This window comes from Myxococcus sp. AM011 (genome assembly GCF_013372595.1).
In the GTDB taxonomy this organism is placed as follows: domain Bacteria; phylum Myxococcota; class Myxococcia; order Myxococcales; family Myxococcaceae; genus Myxococcus; species Myxococcus eversor.
This window is the reverse complement of sequence record NZ_JABXEM010000022.1, coordinates 21,356-40,520: the sequence shown is the minus strand read 5'-3', so window position 1 is coordinate 40,520 and position 19,165 is coordinate 21,356. Positions and strand designations below refer to the sequence as shown.

Genomic DNA, 19,165 nt, shown 5'->3' with positions numbered 1-19,165 from the left:
CGGCAAGGCGTTCCGTACTTCACGGCGAGTCATGAGCCCCGCGGGGCAAGTGTTGGCTGGCTCACGAAGCGGGGCCGCAGTGTCCGGTGCCTGTCATCCAGCCCTCCCGAGGGGACTATCCGCGCTCGGGGGAGTCGCGGGAGAACGGAGCCCTTCCGAAAGTTTCCGTTCCCGGCAGCCGAGGGCCGAGCCCTCCCGGGAATGAGCTGGGGCTCTCAATGACTGTGAAGAAGGTGGTCTCCCGCCGCGCCGCGCCTCCACCGCCATCGCGCTCCGTGGTGGACGACTCGGACACCTTGGACTCGCGCCAGCTCCTGCGCGTGCTCACCGCCGTGCGCAAGGGTGACTTCTCCGTGCGCATGCCCGTGGACAAGGTGGGCAACGCCGGCAAGGTGGCCGACTCGCTCAATGAAATCATCGAGCTCAACGAGCGCATGGCGCACGAGTTCGAGCGCATTGGCAGCGTGGTGGGCAAGGAGGGCCGCATCACCCAGCGCGCCAACGTGGTGAGCGCCGTGGGCTCGTGGGCCGACTGCGTGGAGTCGGTGAACACGCTGGTGGCGGACCTGGTGCAGCCCACCACGGAGATGGGCCGCGTCATCGGCGCCGTGGCCAAGGGAGACCTGTCCCAGACGGTGGCCCTGGAGGTGGATGGCCGCCCGCTCAAGGGCGAGTTCCTGCGCACCGCCCGGCTGGTGAACGGCATGGTGGAGCAGCTCGGCGCGTTCGCCTCGGAAGTGACGCGCGTGGCCCGTGAGGTGGGTACGGAAGGGAAGCTCGGAGGTCAGGCCCGGGTGAAGGGCGTGGCCGGCACGTGGAAGGACCTCACGGACAACGTGAACTCCATGGCCTCCAACCTCACGTCCCAGGTGCGCAACATCGCCGAGGTGACGACGGCGGTGGCCAAGGGAGATTTGTCCAAGAAAATCACCGTGGACGTGCGCGGCGAGATTCTGGAGCTGAAGAACACCATCAACACCATGGTGGATCAGCTCTCGTCCTTCGCCTCGGAAGTGACGCGCGTCGCGCGCGAAGTCGGCACGGAAGGAAAGCTGGGCGGACAGGCCGTGGTGAAGGGCGTGGGTGGCACGTGGAAGGACCTCACGGACAACGTGAACTCCATGGCCTCCAACCTCACCTCCCAGGTGCGCAACATCGCCGAGGTGACGACGGCGGTGGCGAACGGAGACCTCTCCAAGAAAATCACCGTCGACGTGCGCGGCGAAATCCTGGAGCTGAAGAACACCATCAACACGATGGTGGACCAGCTCAACTCGTTCGCCTCCGAGGTGACGCGCGTCGCGCGCGAAGTGGGCACCGAGGGCAAGCTGGGCGGACAGGCCGTGGTGAAGGGCGTGGCGGGCACGTGGAAGGACCTCACGGACAACGTGAACTCCATGGCCTCCAACCTGACGTCCCAGGTGCGCAACATCGCCGAGGTGACGACGGCGGTGGCCAATGGAGACCTGTCGAAGAAAATCACCGTCGACGTGCAGGGTGAAATCCTGGAGCTGAAGAACACCATCAACACGATGGTGGACCAGCTCAACTCGTTCGCGTCCGAGGTGACGCGCGTTGCTCGCGAAGTCGGCACCGAGGGCAAGCTGGGTGGACAGGCCGTGGTGCGCGGCGTCGGTGGTACGTGGAAGGACCTCACCGACAACGTGAACTCGATGGCGTCCAACCTGACGGCTCAGGTGCGCAACATCGCCGACGTGACGACGGCGGTGGCCAAGGGCGACCTGTCGAAGAAAATCACGGTGGATGCGCGCGGTGAGGTGCTGGAGCTGAAGAACACCATCAACACGATGGTGGACCAGCTCTCGTCGTTCGCGTCCGAGGTGACGCGCGTCGCGAAGGAGGTCGGCACCGAGGGCAAGCTGGGCGGACAGGCCGTGGTGCGCGGCGTCGGTGGTACGTGGAAGGACCTCACCGACAACGTGAACTCGATGGCGTCCAACCTGACTTCGCAGGTGCGCAACATCGCCGAAGTCACCATGGCGGTGGCCCGCGGAGACCTGTCGAAGAAAATCACCGTCGACGTGCGCGGCGAGATTCTGGAGCTGAAGAACACCATCAACACGATGGTGGATCAGCTCAACTCGTTCGCCTCCGAGGTGACACGCGTCGCGCGTGAGGTGGGCACGGAAGGCAAGCTGGGCGGACAGGCCGTGGTGCGCGGCGTCGGCGGTACGTGGAAGGACCTCACCGACAACGTGAACTCGATGGCGTCCAACCTCACCGCGCAGGTGCGAAACATCGCCGAGGTGACGACGGCGGTGGCGAACGGAGACCTCTCCAAGAAAATCACCGTCGACGTGCGCGGCGAAATCCTGGAGCTGAAGAACACCATCAACACGATGGTGGACCAGCTCAACTCGTTCGCGTCCGAGGTGACACGCGTCGCGCGCGAAGTCGGCACGGAAGGAAAGCTGGGCGGACAGGCCATCGTGAAGGGCGTGGCGGGCACGTGGAAGGACCTCACGGACAACGTGAACTCCATGGCCTCCAACCTGACGGCGCAGGTGCGCAACATCGCCGAGGTGACGACGGCGGTGGCTCGCGGAGACCTCTCCAAGAAAATCACGGTGGATGTGCAGGGTGAAATCGCGGAGCTGAAGAACACCATCAACACCATGGTGGATCAGCTCTCCTCCTTCGCGTCCGAAGTGACACGCGTGGCTCGCGAAGTCGGCACGGAAGGCAAGCTGGGCGGGCAGGCGGACGTGAAGGGCGTGGGTGGTACGTGGAAGGACCTCACGGACAACGTGAACTCCATGGCCTCCAACCTCACCACGCAGGTGCGCGGCATCGCCAAGGTGGTGACGGCGGTCGCCAACGGTGACTTGAAGCGCAAGCTCGTCGTGGACGCGAAGGGCGAAATCGCCGAGCTGGCGGACACCATCAACGGGATGATTGACACCCTGGCGGTGTTCGCCGACCAGGTGACGACGGTGGCCCGCGAGGTGGGCATCGAAGGGAAGCTGGGCGGACAGGCGCGCGTGCCCGGCACGGCCGGCATCTGGCGCGACCTCACCGACAACGTGAATCAGCTCGCCGCCAACCTGACGACGCAGGTGCGCGCCATCGCCGAGGTGGCCACGGCGGTGACGAAGGGTGACCTCACGCGGTTCATCACCGTGTCCGCGCAGGGCGAAGTGGCCGCCCTGAAGGACAACATCAACGAGATGATTCGCAACCTGAAGGACACCACGCGAAAGAACACGGAGCAGGACTGGCTCAAGACCAACCTGGCCAAGTTCACCCGCGTCCTCCAGGGCCAGCGGGATTTGCTCACGGTGTCCAAGGTCATCCTGTCGGAGCTGGCGCCGCTGGTGGACGCGCAGCACGGCGTCTTCTACATCTCCGAGCGCGCCGAGGCCGGGGAGCAGATTCTCAAGCTGCTGGCGTCGTACGCGTACCGCGAGCGCAAGGGGCTCTCGAACAGCTTCAGGCTGGGCGAGGGACTGGTCGGCCAGTGCGCGCTGGAGAAGGAGCCCATCCTCCTGTCGGACGTGCCGGACACATACATCCGCATCTCCTCCGGCTTGGGCGAGGAGGTGCCGCGCAACATCGTCGTGCTGCCGGTGCTCTTCGAAGGCGAAATCAAGGCCGTCATCGAGCTGGCCTCGTTCCACCGCTTCAGCGACGTGCACCTGGGCTTCCTGGAGCAGCTCACGGAGTCCATCGGCATCGTCCTCAACACCATCGCCGCGAACATGCGCACGGAGGCGCTGCTCAAGCAGTCGCAGGCGCTCACCGATGAGCTCCGCAAGCAGCAGGAGGAGCTGACGGAGACGAACAAGCGCCTGGAGCAGCAGGCCACGTCGCTCCAGCAGTCCGAGGAGTTGCTCAAGCGGCAGCAGGAGGAGCTGCGCCGCACCAACGAGGAGCTCCAGGAGAAGGCGAAGCTGCTCTCCGAGCAGAAGACGGAGGTGGAGCGGAAGAACGGCGAAGTCGAGCAGGCCAAGCGCGCGCTCGAGGAGAAGGCGGAGCAGCTCAGCCTCACCTCCAAGTACAAGAGCGAGTTCCTGGCCAACATGAGCCACGAGCTGCGCACGCCGCTCAACTCGCTGCTCATCCTCAGTCAGACGCTCAGCGACAACGTCGAGGGCAACCTCACCGGGCGGCAGGTGGAGTTCGCCCGGACGATTCACGCCTCCGGCGCGGACCTGCTGGAGCTCATCAACGACATCCTCGACCTGTCGAAGATTGAGTCCGGCACCATGACGGTGGACGTGGGCCCGCTGCGCTTCAGCGACCTGCGCGAGTTCGTGGACCGCACCTTCCGGCAGGTGGCGGACAAGAAGGGCCTCCAGTTCGACATCGACCTGGCGCGGGGCATGGCCGGCGAGGTGGAGACGGACGCCAAGCGGCTCCAGCAGGTGCTCAAGAACCTCTTGTCCAACGCCTTCAAGTTCACCGAGTCCGGCTCGGTGGCGCTCGACATCGGCATGGCCCAGGGCGGCTGGACGCCGGACCACCCGGTGCTCTCCACCGCGCCCTCGGTGGTGGCCTTCTCCGTGCGAGACACGGGCATCGGCATCCCCAAGGACAAGCACCACATCATCTTCGAGGCGTTCCAGCAGGCGGACGGCTCCACCGCGCGCAAGTACGGCGGCACCGGCCTGGGTCTGTCCATCAGCCGTGAAATCGCCAGGCTCCTCGGCGGTGAAATCCGGCTGGAGAGCGAGCCGGGCCAGGGCAGCGTCTTCACCCTGTACCTGCCCCTGGACTTCGTGGCGGACCGGCCGGGACAGCAGGACACCTCGCGGACGGTGCCCGCGGCCGCCGCCCTGGCCCACACGGCCTCGCTGGTGCCGCCGCTCCACCTGGAGGAGGTGGTGCCCGCCGTCTCGCTGGCGTCGCTGGGCATCGACGATGACCGGCTGTCCATCCAGCCCGGGGACAAGGTGCTGCTCGCGGTGACACACGTGCCGGACCACGCGGCCCGGCTGCGCGCGGCGGCGCAGGGCGCGGGCTTCAAGGTGATTGTCTCCACGGAGGTGGAGGGCGCGCTGGACGCCGTGCGCAACGCGCGGCCGGTGGCCGTGGCGGTGGACCTGGACCTGCCGGAGATGGCGGGCTGGGTGGTGCTCGACAGGCTCAAGCACGACGCGGGCACGCGCGCGTTGCCCGTGTACACGGTGTCCGACGCGGACCACCGCGAGCGCTCGCTCAACCTGGGCGCCATCGGCCACCTGCGCGCGGCGGCGGACCCGGAGGCGGCGGCGTCTGCGCTGGCCTCCCTGCGCGACTTCGTGGAGCGCGAGGGCCGGGGCCTGCTCATCGTCGAGGACGACCCCGTGCACCGGCAGACGCTGCTGGAACTCCTGGGCAGCGAGGATGTGCAGACGGTGGCGGTGGGCACGGCGGCGGACGCACTGGCGGCGCTGGCCGAGCGACGGTTCGACTGCATGGTGCTCGATTTGGGTCTGCCGGACCTGCCTGGCACGGAGCTCATCCGCCGCGTGCGCGAGGCGCATGGCGCCAGCGGCCCGCCCATCATCGTCTACACGGGCCGCGAGCTGTCGCGCGCCCAGGAGACGGAGCTGCGCCGGGTGGCGGAGGCCATCGTCGTCAAGGACGCGCAGAGCCCCGAGCGCCTCCTGGAGGAGACCAGCCTGTTCCTGCACCGCTCGCCCGCGAACCTGTCCGAGTCCAAGCGCCGCATGCTGGAGAAGGCGCGCGAGAGAGACCCGTTGCTCGTCAACCGCAAGGTGCTGGTGGTGGACGACGACGTGCGCAACATCTTCGCCCTCAACACCGTGCTGGAGCGCTACGGCATGAAGGTGGCCTTCGCGGAGAGCGCGCGCGAGGGGCTGGCGCAGTTGGAGACGGACCCGGACATCGAGCTGGTGTTGATGGACGTGATGATGCCGGAGATGGACGGCTACCAGGCCATGCGCGCCATCCGCCGCATGGAGCGCGTGGCGCACCTGCCGATTCTCGCCCTCACCGCCAAGGCGATGAAGGGAGACCGCGAGAAGTGCCTGGAGGCGGGCGCGTCCGACTACATCACCAAACCGGTGGATATCGAGAAGCTGCTCAGCCTGCTGCGCGTGTGGCTGCACGCGCCGCGAGGCGTCTCGGCGCGAGGCCCGCGCACGGAGATCTCCGGGTGAGCGCCACGGCTTCGGCGGCGGCCCTGGAGACGCTGGAGGCGGACCTGCTCCTGGAGGGCGTGGCCCGCCACTGGGGCTTCGACTTGCGCAGCCACTCCCGGCCGCGGCTGCTGCGGCGGCTGCGGCGCCACCTGCGCGAGGAGCGCCTGGAGTCCTTCTCCGCGCTCCAGGCCCGCGTGCTGCACGACAGCGAGGCGCTGGAGGGCCTCTTGCGCGCGCTGTCCAGCACGCCTCCGGGTCTCTTCGCGGACGCGGCCTTCTTCCGCGACTTCCGCGCGCGCGTGGTGCCGGTGCTGCGCACGTGGCCGTCCGTGCGCGTCTGGCACGCGGGCTGCGGCACGGGTGAGGACACCTATGCCCTGGCCATCCTGCTGCACGAGGAGGGCCTGTGGGGCCGCTGCCGGCTCTACGCGTCGGATGCCAGCGAGGGGCTCCTGGCGGACGCGCGCACCGGCGTGCTGCCGCTGCCCGGCGAGGACGACGCGCGCCGCCACGCGGAGTCGGGCGGGAGGGGCTCGCTGTCGGACTACTACACGCGCGACGGCAACTGGGCGCTGCTCCAGCCGAAGCTGCGCGACGGCATCTTCTTCACCCAGCACAACCTGACCATCGACGGCTCGTTCAACGAGTTCCACGTCATCCTGTGCCGGGACACGCTGCTGTCCTTCAATCGCGCCCTGCACAACCGCGTGCACGCGCGGCTGTACGAGAGCCTGGCCCGCTTCGGCTTCCTGTGCCTGGGGCGCAAGGAGTCGCTCGCGCGCACGCCGCACGCCGCCGCCTACGAAGAGCTGGAGGGCAGCGGCCACATCTTCCGGAGGGTGACATGAGCGTGGGCCTGCTGGTGGTGGGGGCGCCTCGGAGCGCGGGGGCGGACGTGGAGACGCTGCTGTCCGTGCTGCCGGCGCACCTGCCGACGCCCGTCGTCGTCGCGCTGCACCGGGGGCCACATGACCTGCTGGCCGCGCCGCTGGGCCGTCGCTGCGCGCTGCCGGTGGTGGAGCCGGACGACAAGGACGACCTGGTGCCCGGCCGCGTGTACCTGGCGCCGTGGGGCTATCACCTGCTGGTGGACCGGGGCAGCGTGGCCCTGTCCGTGGAGCCTCCCGAGCACGGCTGCCGTCCCGCCATCGACGCCCTCTTCGAGTCCGCGGCGGACAGCTACGGCGCGGCCGCCGCCGCGCTGCTCTTCGCCGGCCATGAAGACGGCCAGGAGGGCCTGAACCTCCTCCAGGCGCGGGGCGGACGCGTGGCCGTGGTGCGAGGCGGGTCCGAGGGCGGCGAGGGGCAGGAGGGCGAGGTGGAGCGCCTGTCGCTCGCCGAGGTGGGAGGATGGCTGACGCGGCTGGCCTACGTGGCGCGCGGCCGGGTGCAGCCATGAGCGCCACGCCCCCGCGGGGCCCGGCGCTCTCCGTGGAGCCCGCCTGCATCCTCCTCGTCGACGACCAGCCGGAGGGACTGCTGGCGCTGGAGGCGACGCTGGCGCCGCTGGGGCAGAAGCTCCTCACCGCGAAGAGTGGCCGCGAGGCGCTGCGCCACCTGCTCACCCAGGACTTCGCCGCCATCCTCCTGGACGTCGTCATGCCGGGCATGGACGGCTTCGAGACGGCGAGCCTCATCCGCGAGCGCGAGCGCAGCCGCAACACCCCCATCCTCTTCCTCACCGCCCTGTCGCGCGGCCAGCTCCCGGAGCTGCGCGCCTACGCGGTGGGCGCGGTGGACTACCTGCTCAAGCCCTATGAGCCGGAAATCCTCCGCTCGAAGGTCGGCGTCTTCGTGGACCTGTTCCGCAAGACGGAGCTGGTGCGGCGTCAGGCGGAGGCGCTGCGCGAGACGCAGCGGCGCGAGCACGAGAGCGAGCTGGCGGAGGCCCATCGGCGCATGGAGGTGGAGCGGGCCCGCGCGCGCGAGGAGCACCTGCGCCGGGAGATGGAGTCACACCGCAACCAGCAGCGCTGGCTGGAGGCCGTATTGACGGCGCTGCCCACGCCCCTGGCCCTGGTGGAGCCGGGCAGCGGCCACACCCTGCTGGCCAACCGGGCCGCCCAGGGACTGGCCGGTGGGTGTCTGGCGTATCGCGAGGCGCAGGGCCTCCACGAGGGCGTCATCGTCCGGGGACAGGATGGAATCGCGCTGCCGCAGGACGCGCAGCCGCTGATGCGCGCGGCCCGGGGCGAGACGCTCCAGGGCTTCCATGTGGACTGGGAGCTGGGCGAACAGCGCGGCTCGGTGCGCGCCTTCAGCACGCTCTTGCCGAAGATGTACGGGCGTCCGGAGACGGTGCTGCTGGCGCTGCTCGACGTCACGGGCCCCAGCGCCACCGAGCAGCTCGTCGAGGGCCTGCGACACCTGGTGCCTACCCCCGTGACGCCGCCGGAGCAGGGAGCCGGGCAGGGCCTCCCCACAAGGCTCCGCGACCCACCGGCGGACCTCCCCTCGCCCGAAGCTGAACACCCTCGGGCAGGAAAAGGTTGACGCACAAAATAACGGGAGCATGTTGGCTGCGTGAGCGACGCCGGACTGCCCCCGCGGGTCCAGCGCTTCATCACGACGCACATCGACTCCCTGGAGAAGCTGGAAGTGCTTCTCCTGCTCCGTGCCCATCCGGGACGGGAGTGGACCGCGTCATCGGTGAGCCTGGAGCTGCGCATCACAGAACCCTCCGCGGCCGCGAGGCTGACGGACCTCACCGCGCGCAGGCTGCTGGTGGGCGACGGCGGAGCCGTGCCCGTCTATCGTTTCAGTCCCGCGAGCTCGGAAGACGCGCAGGCGGTGACGGAGCTGGCGGCGGTGTACGGTGCGCGGCGGGTGAGTGTCATCTCCTTCATCTTCTCCCGGCCGTTGGACAAGGTCCGGGGCTTCGCTGAAGCCTTCGTGCTGAAGAAGGACAGGGACGGCGACAATGGCTGAGGCGGTCTACATCCTCTGTGCCTTGACCAGCGTGGCGTGCGCGGTGCTGCTGTTGCGCGCGTGGAAGAGCAGCCAGTCCCGGCTGCTCCTGTGGAGCGGGCTGTGCTTCGTGGGCATGGCGGTCAGCAACGTGCTGCTCTTCGTGGACCTGGTGGTTCTGCCCACCACCATCGACCTGTACATGCCACGCCTGCTGGCCGGCCTGGTCAGTGTCTCCATCCTGCTGTACGGCCTCATCTGGGATGCTTCGTGAGGTAGCTCGCCCATGCTCAGGTCCATGCTCAACGGCGCGGCGGCGATGGGCTGGTTGGCCTGTGCCTTGTTCTTCCTGCGCTTCTGGAAGCAGTCGCACGAGCGCCTGTTCGCCTTCTTCTCGTTGGCGTTCGCGCTGCTGGGGGTGAACTCGGTGGCGGCCGCGCTGCTGGAGTCGATGGACGAGCGCCGCTACTACCTCTACGTGGCGCGGCTTGTCGCCTTCCTCATCATCCTCTACGCCATCTGGGACAAGAACCGCGCGAGTCGACGCGGGTGATGTCGCGGGCCTCACGCTCGCGCCGCGTTCAGTGGTGAGGGGCGTGGTGGGTGGTTTTCCTGCTCGCACAGGAGAACCCGCACATGCGTCTGAGTCGCCGTGGCTTTCTTCGTCTCTCCGCGCTCGGAGGTGGAGCGCTTGCCTGGGGCCCCTCGTTCTGGAAGGAGGCCTACGCGTCGCCGGCCCAACCGGGCGTGAGTCCCTACGGGGCGATGTCCGGCGGCGCGGACGTCAACGGCCTGCGGCTTCCGGCGGGCTTCACCTCGCGAATCGTGGCCCGCTCGGGACAGTCGGTGGGGAACTCCGGCTACGTGTGGCACCCCGCGCCGGATGGCGGCGCCTGCTTCCCTCGCCCCGACGGCGGCTGGGTGTACGTGTCCAACAGCGAGGGCAACCCCGGAGGTGTCGGCGCGCTGCGCTTCAACGGCGGTGGGAGCGTGGTGGCCGCGTACCGCATCCTGGCCGGCACGCGGATGAACTGCGCGGGGGGACCGACGCCCTGGGGCACGTGGCTGTCGTGCGAGGAGCACGGCGCCGGACGCGTCTGGGAGTGCAACCCGGTCAAGGCCTCGCAGGGCGTGGTGCGCGGCGCGCTCGGGACGTTCCCCCACGAGGCGGTGGCGGTGGACCCGGACGGTGGCCGGCTCTACCTGACGGAGGACCATCCGACGGGGCGGCTGTATCGCTTCACTCCGTCCGCGTGGCCGGTGCTGGCGGAGGGCACGCTGGAGGCGGCCCATGTGACGGGCAATGCGCTGACGGGGAATGCGACGGTGCGCTGGGTGCCATGCGGGGCGGACAGGTCCGCGTCGCTCCAGCCCGACGTGGCGGCGCGGACGACGGGGTTCAACGGCGGCGAGGGCTGCTGGTACGACGGCGGCGTCATCTACTTCACCACCAAGGGCGACAACCGCGTGTGGGCGCACACGCCGGCCACGGGGAAGCTGGAGCTCATCTACGCCACGTCCCTGTATCCGGGCTCGCCGCTGTCGGGCGTGGACAACGTGGTGGTGTCGCGCTCGGGTGACCTCTTCGTCGCGGAGGACGGCGGCAACCTGGAAATCTGCCTCATCACCCCGGGCCCCCAGCGCATCGTCGCCAGCTTCCTGCGGGTGCAGGGGCACGCGGGCTCGGAGCTGACGGGGCCGGCCTTCAGTCCGGATGGACGCAGGCTGTACTTCAGCTCGCAGCGCGGGACGACGAACTCGCTCAACGCGGGCGTGACGTTCGAGGTTACAGGGCCCTTCCGCTGAACCTTCCCGCGCCGCGTGCCTTGACGACGAGGGAGGGCCTCTTGCACAACCCGGGGCATGTCCGTGAGTCCACTGCCCCGCTTCACGCCCCGCCGCGCCCTGGGCCGCACCGGCTTCGTCGCCACGGCGGTGGGCATCGGTGACATCGCCGACCGCTCGGCGCCCCGCGAGGCGCTCGTCGCCACGCTGCGCCGCGCCCTGGACGCAGGGCTGAACGTCATCGACACCGCGCCCAACTACGAAGAGGGGTTGAGCGAGGAGGTGGTGGGCGAGGCGCTGCGCGGCCGGCGCGAGCACGTGTTCCTCATCGACAAGGTGGACGTGCTCGACGCGCCGGTGGCGCCGCAGGTGGAGGCCAGCTTGAAGAGGCTGGGCCACGCGACGGTGGACCTGTTCGCCTTCCATGCCGTGTCGGAGCCGTCCGCGTGGGAGCAACTGGCGGCGCCGGGCGGAGGCCTGGAGCAATTGGGCCGGTGCGTGAGCGCGGGACAGGCGCGCTTCCGGGGCATCTCCAGCCACCATCCGGACGTGCTGCGCGCGGCGGTGAACTCCGGGCTGTGCGACGTGGTGATGTTCCCGCTGGGGCCCTTCGTGGACCCGCGCTACGTGGAGGACGTGCTGCCGCTGGCGCGCTCGCGCGGCGTGGGCGTGGTGTCGTTCAAGACGTTCGGCGCGGGCAAGCTGTTGGGCGACACGGAGGGGTATGGCCGGCCGCTGGAGGCCCGGCCCCGCGGCAAGGTGGGCTCCGGCGGACGCGAGGACCGGGACGCGCCGCTCCTGCCGCACCTGAGCGTGGAGGAGTGCGTGCGCTACACGCTGTCGTTGGACCCGGACGTCATGCTGATGGGGATGAGCCACCCCAATGAGCAGGACGCGGCGCTCGGCGCGGCCCACTCGGCGCGTCCCTTGTCCATGGAGGAGCGGACCGACGTGCGCGAGCGCGCGAAGGCCGCCATCGAAGGCAAGGGCGGCGTGTGGTGGAACCCGCCGACGGCCGCCGCCGCGAGCTGAGTCCGCGTCCTCCCAGTCCCGAGTCATTCCGTACGCGTGGTGTTCGAAGCGGGCGCACGCGCGGGACTCAACGTCTCACCGGTCCGACACTGGACAGTCTCCCTGTCCTCGAAGACAGACGGCATTGTTGACGCCTCCGGGACGTCTCTAGCCTCGGGGTCTGATGTCGCGCGGCGCTTCTCTTCCAGCGTGGTCTGCCTCCATGTCCGCCGAGTCCGGTTCGTCCACTGCCACCTCCCGCGATGACGCCGGGAACACCCGCCGCGTCGAGCCTCCCTCCGAGCTCCACGCGCAGCCGCCGATTTCCCCGGAGGACGCGCGCCTGGTCTTCCTGGCCCGCGCGGGCGAGCTGTTGGGCGCGTCGCTGGAGTGGCGCACGGTGCTCCAGCGGCTGGCGGAGCTGGCGGTGCCGGTGCTGGCGGACTGGTGCGCGGTGGACGTCATCGCCGAGGACGGGCGCGTGGAGCGCGTGGCCGCGGCGCACCGGGAGCCGGAGAAGGTGGCGCTGGTGCACGAGCTGGCCCGGCTGTGGCCCGTGGACCTGGTGTCACCGGGTGGCATCTCCGAGGCCCTGCGCACCGGGCGTCCGGTGGTGTTGCCGGTGGTGACGGAGGAGCTGTTGCCGGGGCTGGTGCGCGCCACCGAGCAGCTCGACGGCGTCCGGAGCCTGGGCAGCCGGGCGGCGCTCATCCTGCCGTTGGTGGCGCGGGGACGGGTGCTCGGCGCCATGTCGCTGGTGCGAGGTGACAGGGTGGCTTCCTTCGATGCGCCGGACGTGGATGTGGCGATGGAGCTGTCCCGCCGCGCCAGCCTGTCCATGGACAACGCGCTCCTGTACGAGGAGGCGCGCGCGGCCCAGTCCTTCTCCTCGCGGCTGCAACTGGTGACGGCGGCGCTGTCCCGCGCGGCCACCGCCGAGGACGTGGCGCGGGTGCTGGTGCGCGACGGGCTGGAGGCCTCGGGCGCGGCGCGTGTCTCCTTCGTGGAGCTGACCGACGAGGGCTGCCTGCGAGCGCTCGGCGCCAGCGGCTACTCGCGGGATTGGCTGGACGCCATCGACGGGCAGCGGGTGTCGGGCCTGCCCATGCTGGCGCTCGCGATGGAGCGGCGCGAGGCACAGTGGTTCTCCCAACTGGAGGACGTGCTTCCCCTGGCGGGCATCGTGGGGCGCGACCTGGAGGCGCTGGGCGAGGGCGCGCGCGCGGTCCTCCCGCTGCTGACGGAGCGGGGGATTCTGGGCTTCGTGGGGCTGGCGTGGAACGCGCCGCGCGTGTTCGCTCCGCTGGAGCGCTCCTTCCTGGAGGCGTTGGCCCACCAGTGCTCGCAGGCGCTGGAGCGCGCGGCGCTGTACGGGACGCTGCGCGAGCGCGGCGAGCGGCTGCACCACGCGCTGCAGATGGGCAAGGAGGCCGAGGAGCGGCTCTTCTTCCTGCTGGAGGCGAGCCGCGCGCTGGCGGAGCACCTGGACGACGTGGAGTGGACGCTGGAGCACGTGGCCCGCGTGGCCGCGAGCAGCGTGGCCTCCAGTTGTCTGGTGGAGCTGGTGGGGCCGGATGGCTCCCTGCGGTGCGTGGCGTCCGCGCACCAGGAGCCTTCACGCAATGCCTCCGTGCTCTCCGTGCTGGGCGGAGAGGGCGCCCTGTCCCTGTCGCGCGAGTGCTTCCAGTCGGGAGAGCCGCGCTTCGTGCCGGACGTGGACGCGGCGCTGTGCGAGCGGCTGTCGGAGAGCTCCGTGCACCAGCGCGCGCTGCTGGAGGCCCTGAGGCCCGCGTCGCTGCTGGTGGTGCCGGTGCGCACGCGCGGACGCACGCTGGGCGTCATCACGCTGGGCACGTCGCCGCCGCAGCGGCCGCTGGCCATGTCGGACGTGTCGATGATGGAGGAGCTGGCGCGGCGGGTGGCGGTGGCGCTGGAGAACGCGTCGCTGTACCGGGACGCGCAGGCGGCGGTGCGGCTGCGCGACGAGTTCCTGTCGGTGGCGAGCCACGAGCTGAAGACGCCGCTGACGAGCCTCAAGCTCCAGCATGGGCTCATCGACCGGGCGCTCAGCGGGGATTCGCGCCAGAAGGTGGCGCCCCGGCTGTCCACGGCGATGCGTCAGGTGCAGCGGCTGGCCGCGCTGGTGGACCACCTGCTGGACGTCAGCCGCGTGTCGCTGGGCCGGCTGGCGCTGGAGCCCACGGAGGTGGACCTGGGCCAGGCGGTGCGCGACGCGGTGGAGCGGATGGAGGAGGTGTTCGCGGTGGCGGGGTGCTCGGTGCGCGTGGACATCCCAGCGCCGCTCCAGGGCCGGTGGGACTCGCTCCGGTTGGACCAGGTGCTGGTGAACCTGCTCACCAACGCGGCCAAGTACGGCGCGGGCAGGCCCGTGCAGGTGACGGCCGCGGCGGCGGGCGAGGACCAGGTGCTGCTGTCGGTGCGGGACGAGGGCATCGGCATCTCCGAGACGGACCTGCCGCGCCTCTTCGGCCGCTTCGAGCGCGCGGTGTCGGAGCGGCACTACGGAGGGCTGGGCCTGGGGCTCTACATCAGCCGGCAGATTGTCGAGGCGATGGGCGGTCGCATCGAGGTGGAGAGCCGCGAGGGCGTGGGCTCCGTCTTCACCGTGCACCTGCCTCGCGCAGCAGGGTGAGGGCGCGCTCCAGCACCTCGTCGCGTCCGGCGCGCAGGCCGCGCACGGTGGGGTGGACCTCCACGTCCGGGCGCAGCCCCACGCCCTGCACCGCGCGGCCGTCGGGCGTCTCGAAGCGCTGACCGGTGAAGAGCACGCAAACGTCGCCGGGCAGGCAGACGTTGGTGGTGTCGCCCACCGCGCCCGCCGTGGCGCTGCCCACCAGGCGCGCGCCGGACGCCGCTTGAATCATCATGGCCGTGTATTCACCCTGGCTCAGCGTCCGCTCGTCCACGAGCACGACGACGCGGCCGGGGTAGCGGGGTTTGTCGCCAGCGGGCAGCGTGTCCGGGGCTCGCACCTCCCGCGCCTCTCCCGCGGATAGCAGCGGGCGGGTGATGAACGCGGACGCCGTGGCGCCCCGGGTGTTGAGTCGCGGCGCCAGCGCCCAGGCGCTGCCCTGGGGATAGCCGCGCAAGTCGAGCACGAGGGCACGCGTGTCCTTCATCGCCTCGAACATCCCGTCCACCGAGTCGGCGCGCAGCCGTCTCAAGTCCACGTAGCCCACGCCGCCGTCGAGCTGCTTCCACGGCGCGTCGTCCTGGACGGGAGGGCGGAGGAACGGGAGGAAGTCGCGCGAGCGGGGCAGCCGCGATTCCTTCATGCGTCCATCCACGCCCTGGGTCATCACCTCCACGGGTTTTCCGTCCGCGCCCGCGAGCAGCAGGCTGGCCACGCGAGCGGCGCGGGCCGCGTCGTGCGAGGCGCCGAGCAGGCCAGAGAAGCGCGCGGCGCGCGTGGCCACCGGCTCCCCGTCGATGGTCAACACCTCGTCCCCCACGCCGATGCCGGCGGCGCGCGCGGCCTCGGGCACGGGCAGCTCCGCCACCAGGAAGCGTCCCTCCACCGCGCGCAGCACGAGGGGCGCGGTGGCCTCCGCGAGCGAGCGCAGGGGCTGGCCGCTCTCCGCGACGAAGACGTGGCCGTCGGAGACTCGCGCGGACAGCGCGTAGAGCACCTGCGTGTACGCGCGCGCGTCCTGGGCCGCGCGGGCCCGGCCGAGGAACTCCGGCAGCACCGCGTCCCAATCCCGCAGGGCCTTGGGGTCCGGGTGGAAGAGGCGCATCACGTTCCAGAAGCGGATGACCGCGAGCATCCGGTAGGGCTCGGACGGGTACGTCATGGCCGCGTACGCGTCATCCGGGCCGCCGACGGGGAGCCCCGAGTCTTTCGCCGCGACACGCGCGGAGGCCTTCGGCGTGCCCGCGCGCAGCAGCCGGAGCGCGGCCTGGAACGCGGGGCCGGTGTCGCCCTCGTCCGCGTTGGCGGGCACGGTGACGTCCGCGCGCAGCCCCGATGAGCCGGAGGGGAACACCAGCTCCGAGGCGCGCACCACCGCGCGCTGGCCTCCGGGAAGAGACAGGGTGCGAGTCTTCACGGCGGAGGCCTCATCCAGCGCGCCTTGGGTGACGAGCCGCGTGCGAGGCGAGGAGAGCAGGGCGAGCAGCAGGGGAGACAGGGGCGTGCGGCCGTTGACGAGGAGGACCCGCGAGCGCTTCGGCGTCTGGGGCGCGGGCGTGAAGGTCCGCGCCAGCCGCGTCTCCACCGAGGCGCTGTAGTCCCCGGAGCTCGGCCCCACCTGCACGGGAAAGCCCGAGTACACGCGGAAGCGCTCCGCCGGAGCCGTCACCACTTCCGAGGGGAGCGAGCGCTCCAGGAAGCCCAGCGCCAGCTCCATCCAGAGGGCCTCGTTGGGACCGCTGGCGCGCAGGTCCACCACGACGCGGCGCGCGCGGGCGAGCTCCGGCCCCACCGCCGTCATCGCGGGATACAGCGCGTTGAAGTTCGTGAAGCGCCGGTCCAAATCCAGCACCAGCACGTCACCGGACCAGCGGGTGAGCGGGCCTGACGGCTCATGGGACGCGGGCGGCGCGGAGGGCTCGGGTTCGACGCGGGTGAGCGGGTCCTCCAGCCGGCGCAACAACGTGCCCACCGACGCGGCGAGCGCCTCCGGGGTGTTCGCCGCGAGCGCGCCCGGGAGTGACTCCACCAGGGCCGCGTCCCAGTCCACCGCGCGGAAGGCGAGCGCGGGGTGCGCGTACTTCACCGTGCCCCAGACGCGCCCCAGGACGGCGGCGTTCTCCAGGGCCGTGTCGGGCTTCACGCGCGAGGCCGGTGGCTCCTGGGCGAACGCCCGCCCCGTGAGTCCCGGACTCAGTGCCACCGCGACGACACAACCCATCCAGACTGTCAGCTCCCAGACGCGCGCGTGTTCCACTTCCACCTCTCGAGGACGGCCCCAGCGGCGCGCCAGACACCCCCTTCTCGAGAAAGGTTCCCGCGCGGAGCGACCTGTAGCGCGGGGCCTTCCAGCGGCCCGTGCACCCTCGTCACATCTTTCGACTCAAGGAACCCGACCCCATGCGTCTCTTCGAAGGGCGGGGGGCTGACTCCGGAAAGGCGAGGAACGTCTTCCTGAAAACACGACAGTGCTACAGAGAGAAATGGATTCCCTGTAACAAGCCCGCCGAAAGCGAGGCTGGCGGTAATGTTTTCAACCGAATGGCTGTAGTTTCTGCGGAGAGAGAAGGGGACAATTTCAGCCAGACGGGAGGTGTTCTCCCGCCACTGTCCGGAACCCAAAGTCCTTCAAGGCCTTCCGCATGAAGATCCAGTGCCAGCGCGGTTGAATCCCGGGTGGCACATGGCTCGCAGATACCCGCCGCAATAGACCCCTGTCCCCGCCGTCCTCATCCCGCTCCCGTGTTCCTCCAGAACGCCACCTGCTCCTGCGTGCCTTCGCACTCCGACCCGAGTGACTGCCCGACCTGGGTGCGTCCTCATCGGCCCACGCCCGCGGAGGGCAACACGATGCTGTACGCGGGGACTCCGCCGCCGATGTTGGTGGAGCCCACGCCGGTGCCCGCCACGCCCGCCAATTCGCTGGTGGGGCAGCAACTGGGGCACTTCAAGCTCTTGAAGGAGCTGGGCCGGGGCGGCATGGGCACGGTGATGCTGGCCGAGCACGCCCTCATCCAGAAGCGCGTCGCCATCAAGGTGCTGCACTCGCACCTGGCGCAGGACCCGGACCTCGTCGCCCGCTTCCTGTCGGAGGCGCGCACGCTGACGGTGGTGCAGCACGAGAATGTCGTCGCGCTCTACGACCTGGACGTGCGCGAAGGGCGCCCCTACCTCGTCATGGAGTACCTGGAGGGGCAGAGCCTGGCGGCCTTCGCGCAGGGGCCGCTCGCTCCGGCGCTGGTGGTCAATCTGCTCTCGCAGGTGTGTGACGCGCTGGGCGCCGCGCACGCGCACGGCATCGTCCACCGCGACTTGAAGCCGGCCAACGTCTTCCTGGTGCCGGGGCTGTTGGGCCGCCAGCGCGTGAAGCTGTTGGACTTCGGCATCGCCAAGCTCTTGTCGCGTCCCGCGGGACTGCACACCACGGAAGTGGGAGTGCTCCTGGGGACGCCGGAGTTCATGGCGCCCGAGCAGTGCGGCGACGACGTGGTGGACGCGCGCACGGACATCTACGCGGTGGGCGTGCTGGGCTACTTCCTGCTCACCGGGCGCGTGCCCTTCGCGGGGCGCACGGCGGCGGAGGTGCTCATCGGTCACCTCCAGAAGCAGCCGGTGCCGCCGCACGAGGTGCAGCCCGGTGTGCCGCCCGCGCTGTCCCGCGTGCTCCTGCGCGCGCTGGCCAAGCGTCCGGCGGACCGCTTCGCCCAGGCCGCGGACCTGCGCGCGGCGCTGGCCACCGCGCTCGCGCCGGAGCCCGAGCCCCCCGTTCCCGGCTTCACCGCGCGGGTGCGCATGGCGGGCACGCCGCACTCGCAGGAGCTGCGCTGCGAGTGGGTGGGCCGCGCCGGCATCTTCCTCCACACCAGCGCGGCCCCGCCGCCGCTCCTGTCCGACGTGGGCCTCCTCTTGAGGCTGCCCGGCGGTGAGCTGGCCTGCACCGGCCAGGTGGTGCGTCACGTGACAGAGGAGCAGGCCCGGGCGTGGCGGATGACGCCGGGCTTCGGCGTGCAGCTTCGCGACAACTCGCCGGCCTTCCATGAAGCGCTGGCGCGGGTGAAGTCCGGCGTCCGGCTGGAGCCGCCCACGCCTCCGCCGTCCCCCATGCAGGAGGACGCGGTGGCGGAGCGGGTGCTCCAGGGCTTCCGGGCCCGCCTGGCGGGCGACCACTACGCGGTGCTCGAGGTGCCTCGCGACGCCACCCCGGAGACGCTGCGCGCGGGAGCGAGCCGCGCGCGCACCGCGCTGGAGCCGCTCAAGAGCCGCAACCTGTCCCTGGGCCAGCGCGCCCAGTTGGAGCGGGTGGGCGAGCGGGTGGCCACCGCGCTCCACGTGCTGGGTCATGTGGAGCGACGGGCTGAATACGACGCGAGGCTGGGCAACGTGGAGGGTGTGGAGCGCTGCCTCGCCGCGGGCCTCACCGCCACCGCGCTGGAGCACTGCCGCCGCCGCTTCCTCACCGAGTTCCCCGGCCGGGACGGCCGCGCGGCGGTGCAGCGGCTGTCCGGTGACGCGCTCTCCTCGGTGGGCAGGCTCCAGGAGGCGCTCGCCGCCTACGAGCAGGCCGTGAGGATGGATCCGCTGGATTTGGAGGGCCTCAAGCGCTGGCGCGCCATGCGGGCCCGGCTGCGCAACACGCCCACACCGCGTTAGGCGGGCGGACGGGCGTTGAAGGAAGCAGGGCGGTGTCTTGCGTCCTGGGGGT

The 19,165-nt window shown here is 70.6% G+C and carries 12 protein-coding genes; 11 read left to right on the top strand and 1 reads right to left on the bottom strand.

Features of this window, described 5'->3' with window-relative positions; all coding sequences use genetic code 11:
- Positions 1-218: 218 nt before the first annotated feature.
- From HUW62_RS06915 to HUW62_RS06870, 10 genes are all read left to right on the top strand, one after another.
- Positions 219-6,125 (top strand): HAMP domain-containing protein, encoded by a 5,907-nt coding sequence (locus tag HUW62_RS06915; protein WP_217911168.1) that lies wholly within the window; start codon positions 219-221, stop codon positions 6,123-6,125.
- The gene (locus HUW62_RS06910) at positions 6,122-6,955 is read left to right on the top strand and encodes a CheR family methyltransferase (protein ID WP_176433935.1); all 834 of its coding nucleotides are present in this window, start codon (positions 6,122-6,124) and stop codon (positions 6,953-6,955) included. Before HUW62_RS06915 ends, HUW62_RS06910 begins: the two co-directional genes overlap by 4 nt.
- A complete protein-coding gene (locus tag HUW62_RS06905; RefSeq protein WP_163863318.1) occupies positions 6,952-7,506 on the top strand; it encodes a chemotaxis protein CheB in 555 nt (184 codons plus the stop codon). The genes HUW62_RS06910 and HUW62_RS06905 overlap by 4 nt, the downstream gene beginning before the upstream one ends.
- Positions 7,503-8,600, top strand: a complete 1,098-nt coding sequence (locus tag HUW62_RS49885; RefSeq protein ID WP_176433934.1) for a response regulator — start codon at positions 7,503-7,505, stop codon at positions 8,598-8,600. Before HUW62_RS06905 ends, HUW62_RS49885 begins: the two co-directional genes overlap by 4 nt.
- Positions 8,601-8,630: 30 nt before the next feature.
- Positions 8,631-9,035, top strand: coding sequence for a hypothetical protein (locus HUW62_RS06895; protein ID WP_176433933.1), 405 nt, complete (start codon positions 8,631-8,633; stop codon positions 9,033-9,035).
- Complete coding sequence (locus tag HUW62_RS06890; protein ID WP_176433932.1) at positions 9,028-9,288, top strand: DUF5985 family protein; 261 nt, start codon at positions 9,028-9,030, stop codon at positions 9,286-9,288. Before HUW62_RS06895 ends, HUW62_RS06890 begins: the two co-directional genes overlap by 8 nt.
- Before the next feature lie 12 nt (positions 9,289-9,300).
- Positions 9,301-9,567 carry a DUF5985 family protein gene (locus tag HUW62_RS06885; RefSeq protein WP_176433931.1) on the top strand — a complete coding sequence of 89 codons (267 nt, stop codon included), beginning with the start codon at positions 9,301-9,303 and terminating at the stop codon, positions 9,565-9,567.
- Positions 9,568-9,650: 83 nt separating this feature from the next.
- Positions 9,651-10,820: an alkaline phosphatase PhoX gene (locus tag HUW62_RS06880; protein ID WP_176433930.1), complete on the top strand. Its 1,170-nt coding sequence runs from the start codon at positions 9,651-9,653 to the stop codon at positions 10,818-10,820.
- Between the two features lie 57 nt (positions 10,821-10,877).
- Entirely contained in the window at positions 10,878-11,831 is a 954-nt protein-coding gene (locus HUW62_RS06875) for an aldo/keto reductase (RefSeq protein WP_176433929.1), read from the top strand.
- 202 nt (positions 11,832-12,033) lie between these two features.
- On the top strand, positions 12,034-14,463 hold the full coding sequence (locus tag HUW62_RS06870; RefSeq protein ID WP_176433928.1) for a GAF domain-containing protein: 2,430 nt from the start codon (positions 12,034-12,036) through the stop codon (positions 14,461-14,463).
- On the opposite strand, the gene HUW62_RS49880 is transcribed toward HUW62_RS06870, so the two are convergent.
- Positions 14,432-16,720 carry a S41 family peptidase gene (locus tag HUW62_RS49880; RefSeq protein WP_176433927.1) on the bottom strand — a complete coding sequence of 763 codons (2,289 nt, stop codon included), beginning with the start codon at positions 16,718-16,720 and terminating at the stop codon, positions 14,432-14,434. The two genes, HUW62_RS06870 and HUW62_RS49880, sit on opposite strands and share 32 nt — an antisense overlap.
- 515 nt (positions 16,721-17,235) lie before the next feature.
- On the opposite strand from HUW62_RS49880, the gene HUW62_RS06860 reads away from it, so the two are divergent.
- Positions 17,236-19,113 carry a serine/threonine-protein kinase gene (locus HUW62_RS06860; protein WP_240356157.1) on the top strand — a complete coding sequence of 626 codons (1,878 nt, stop codon included), beginning with the start codon at positions 17,236-17,238 and terminating at the stop codon, positions 19,111-19,113.
- Positions 19,114-19,165 lie beyond the last annotated feature (52 nt).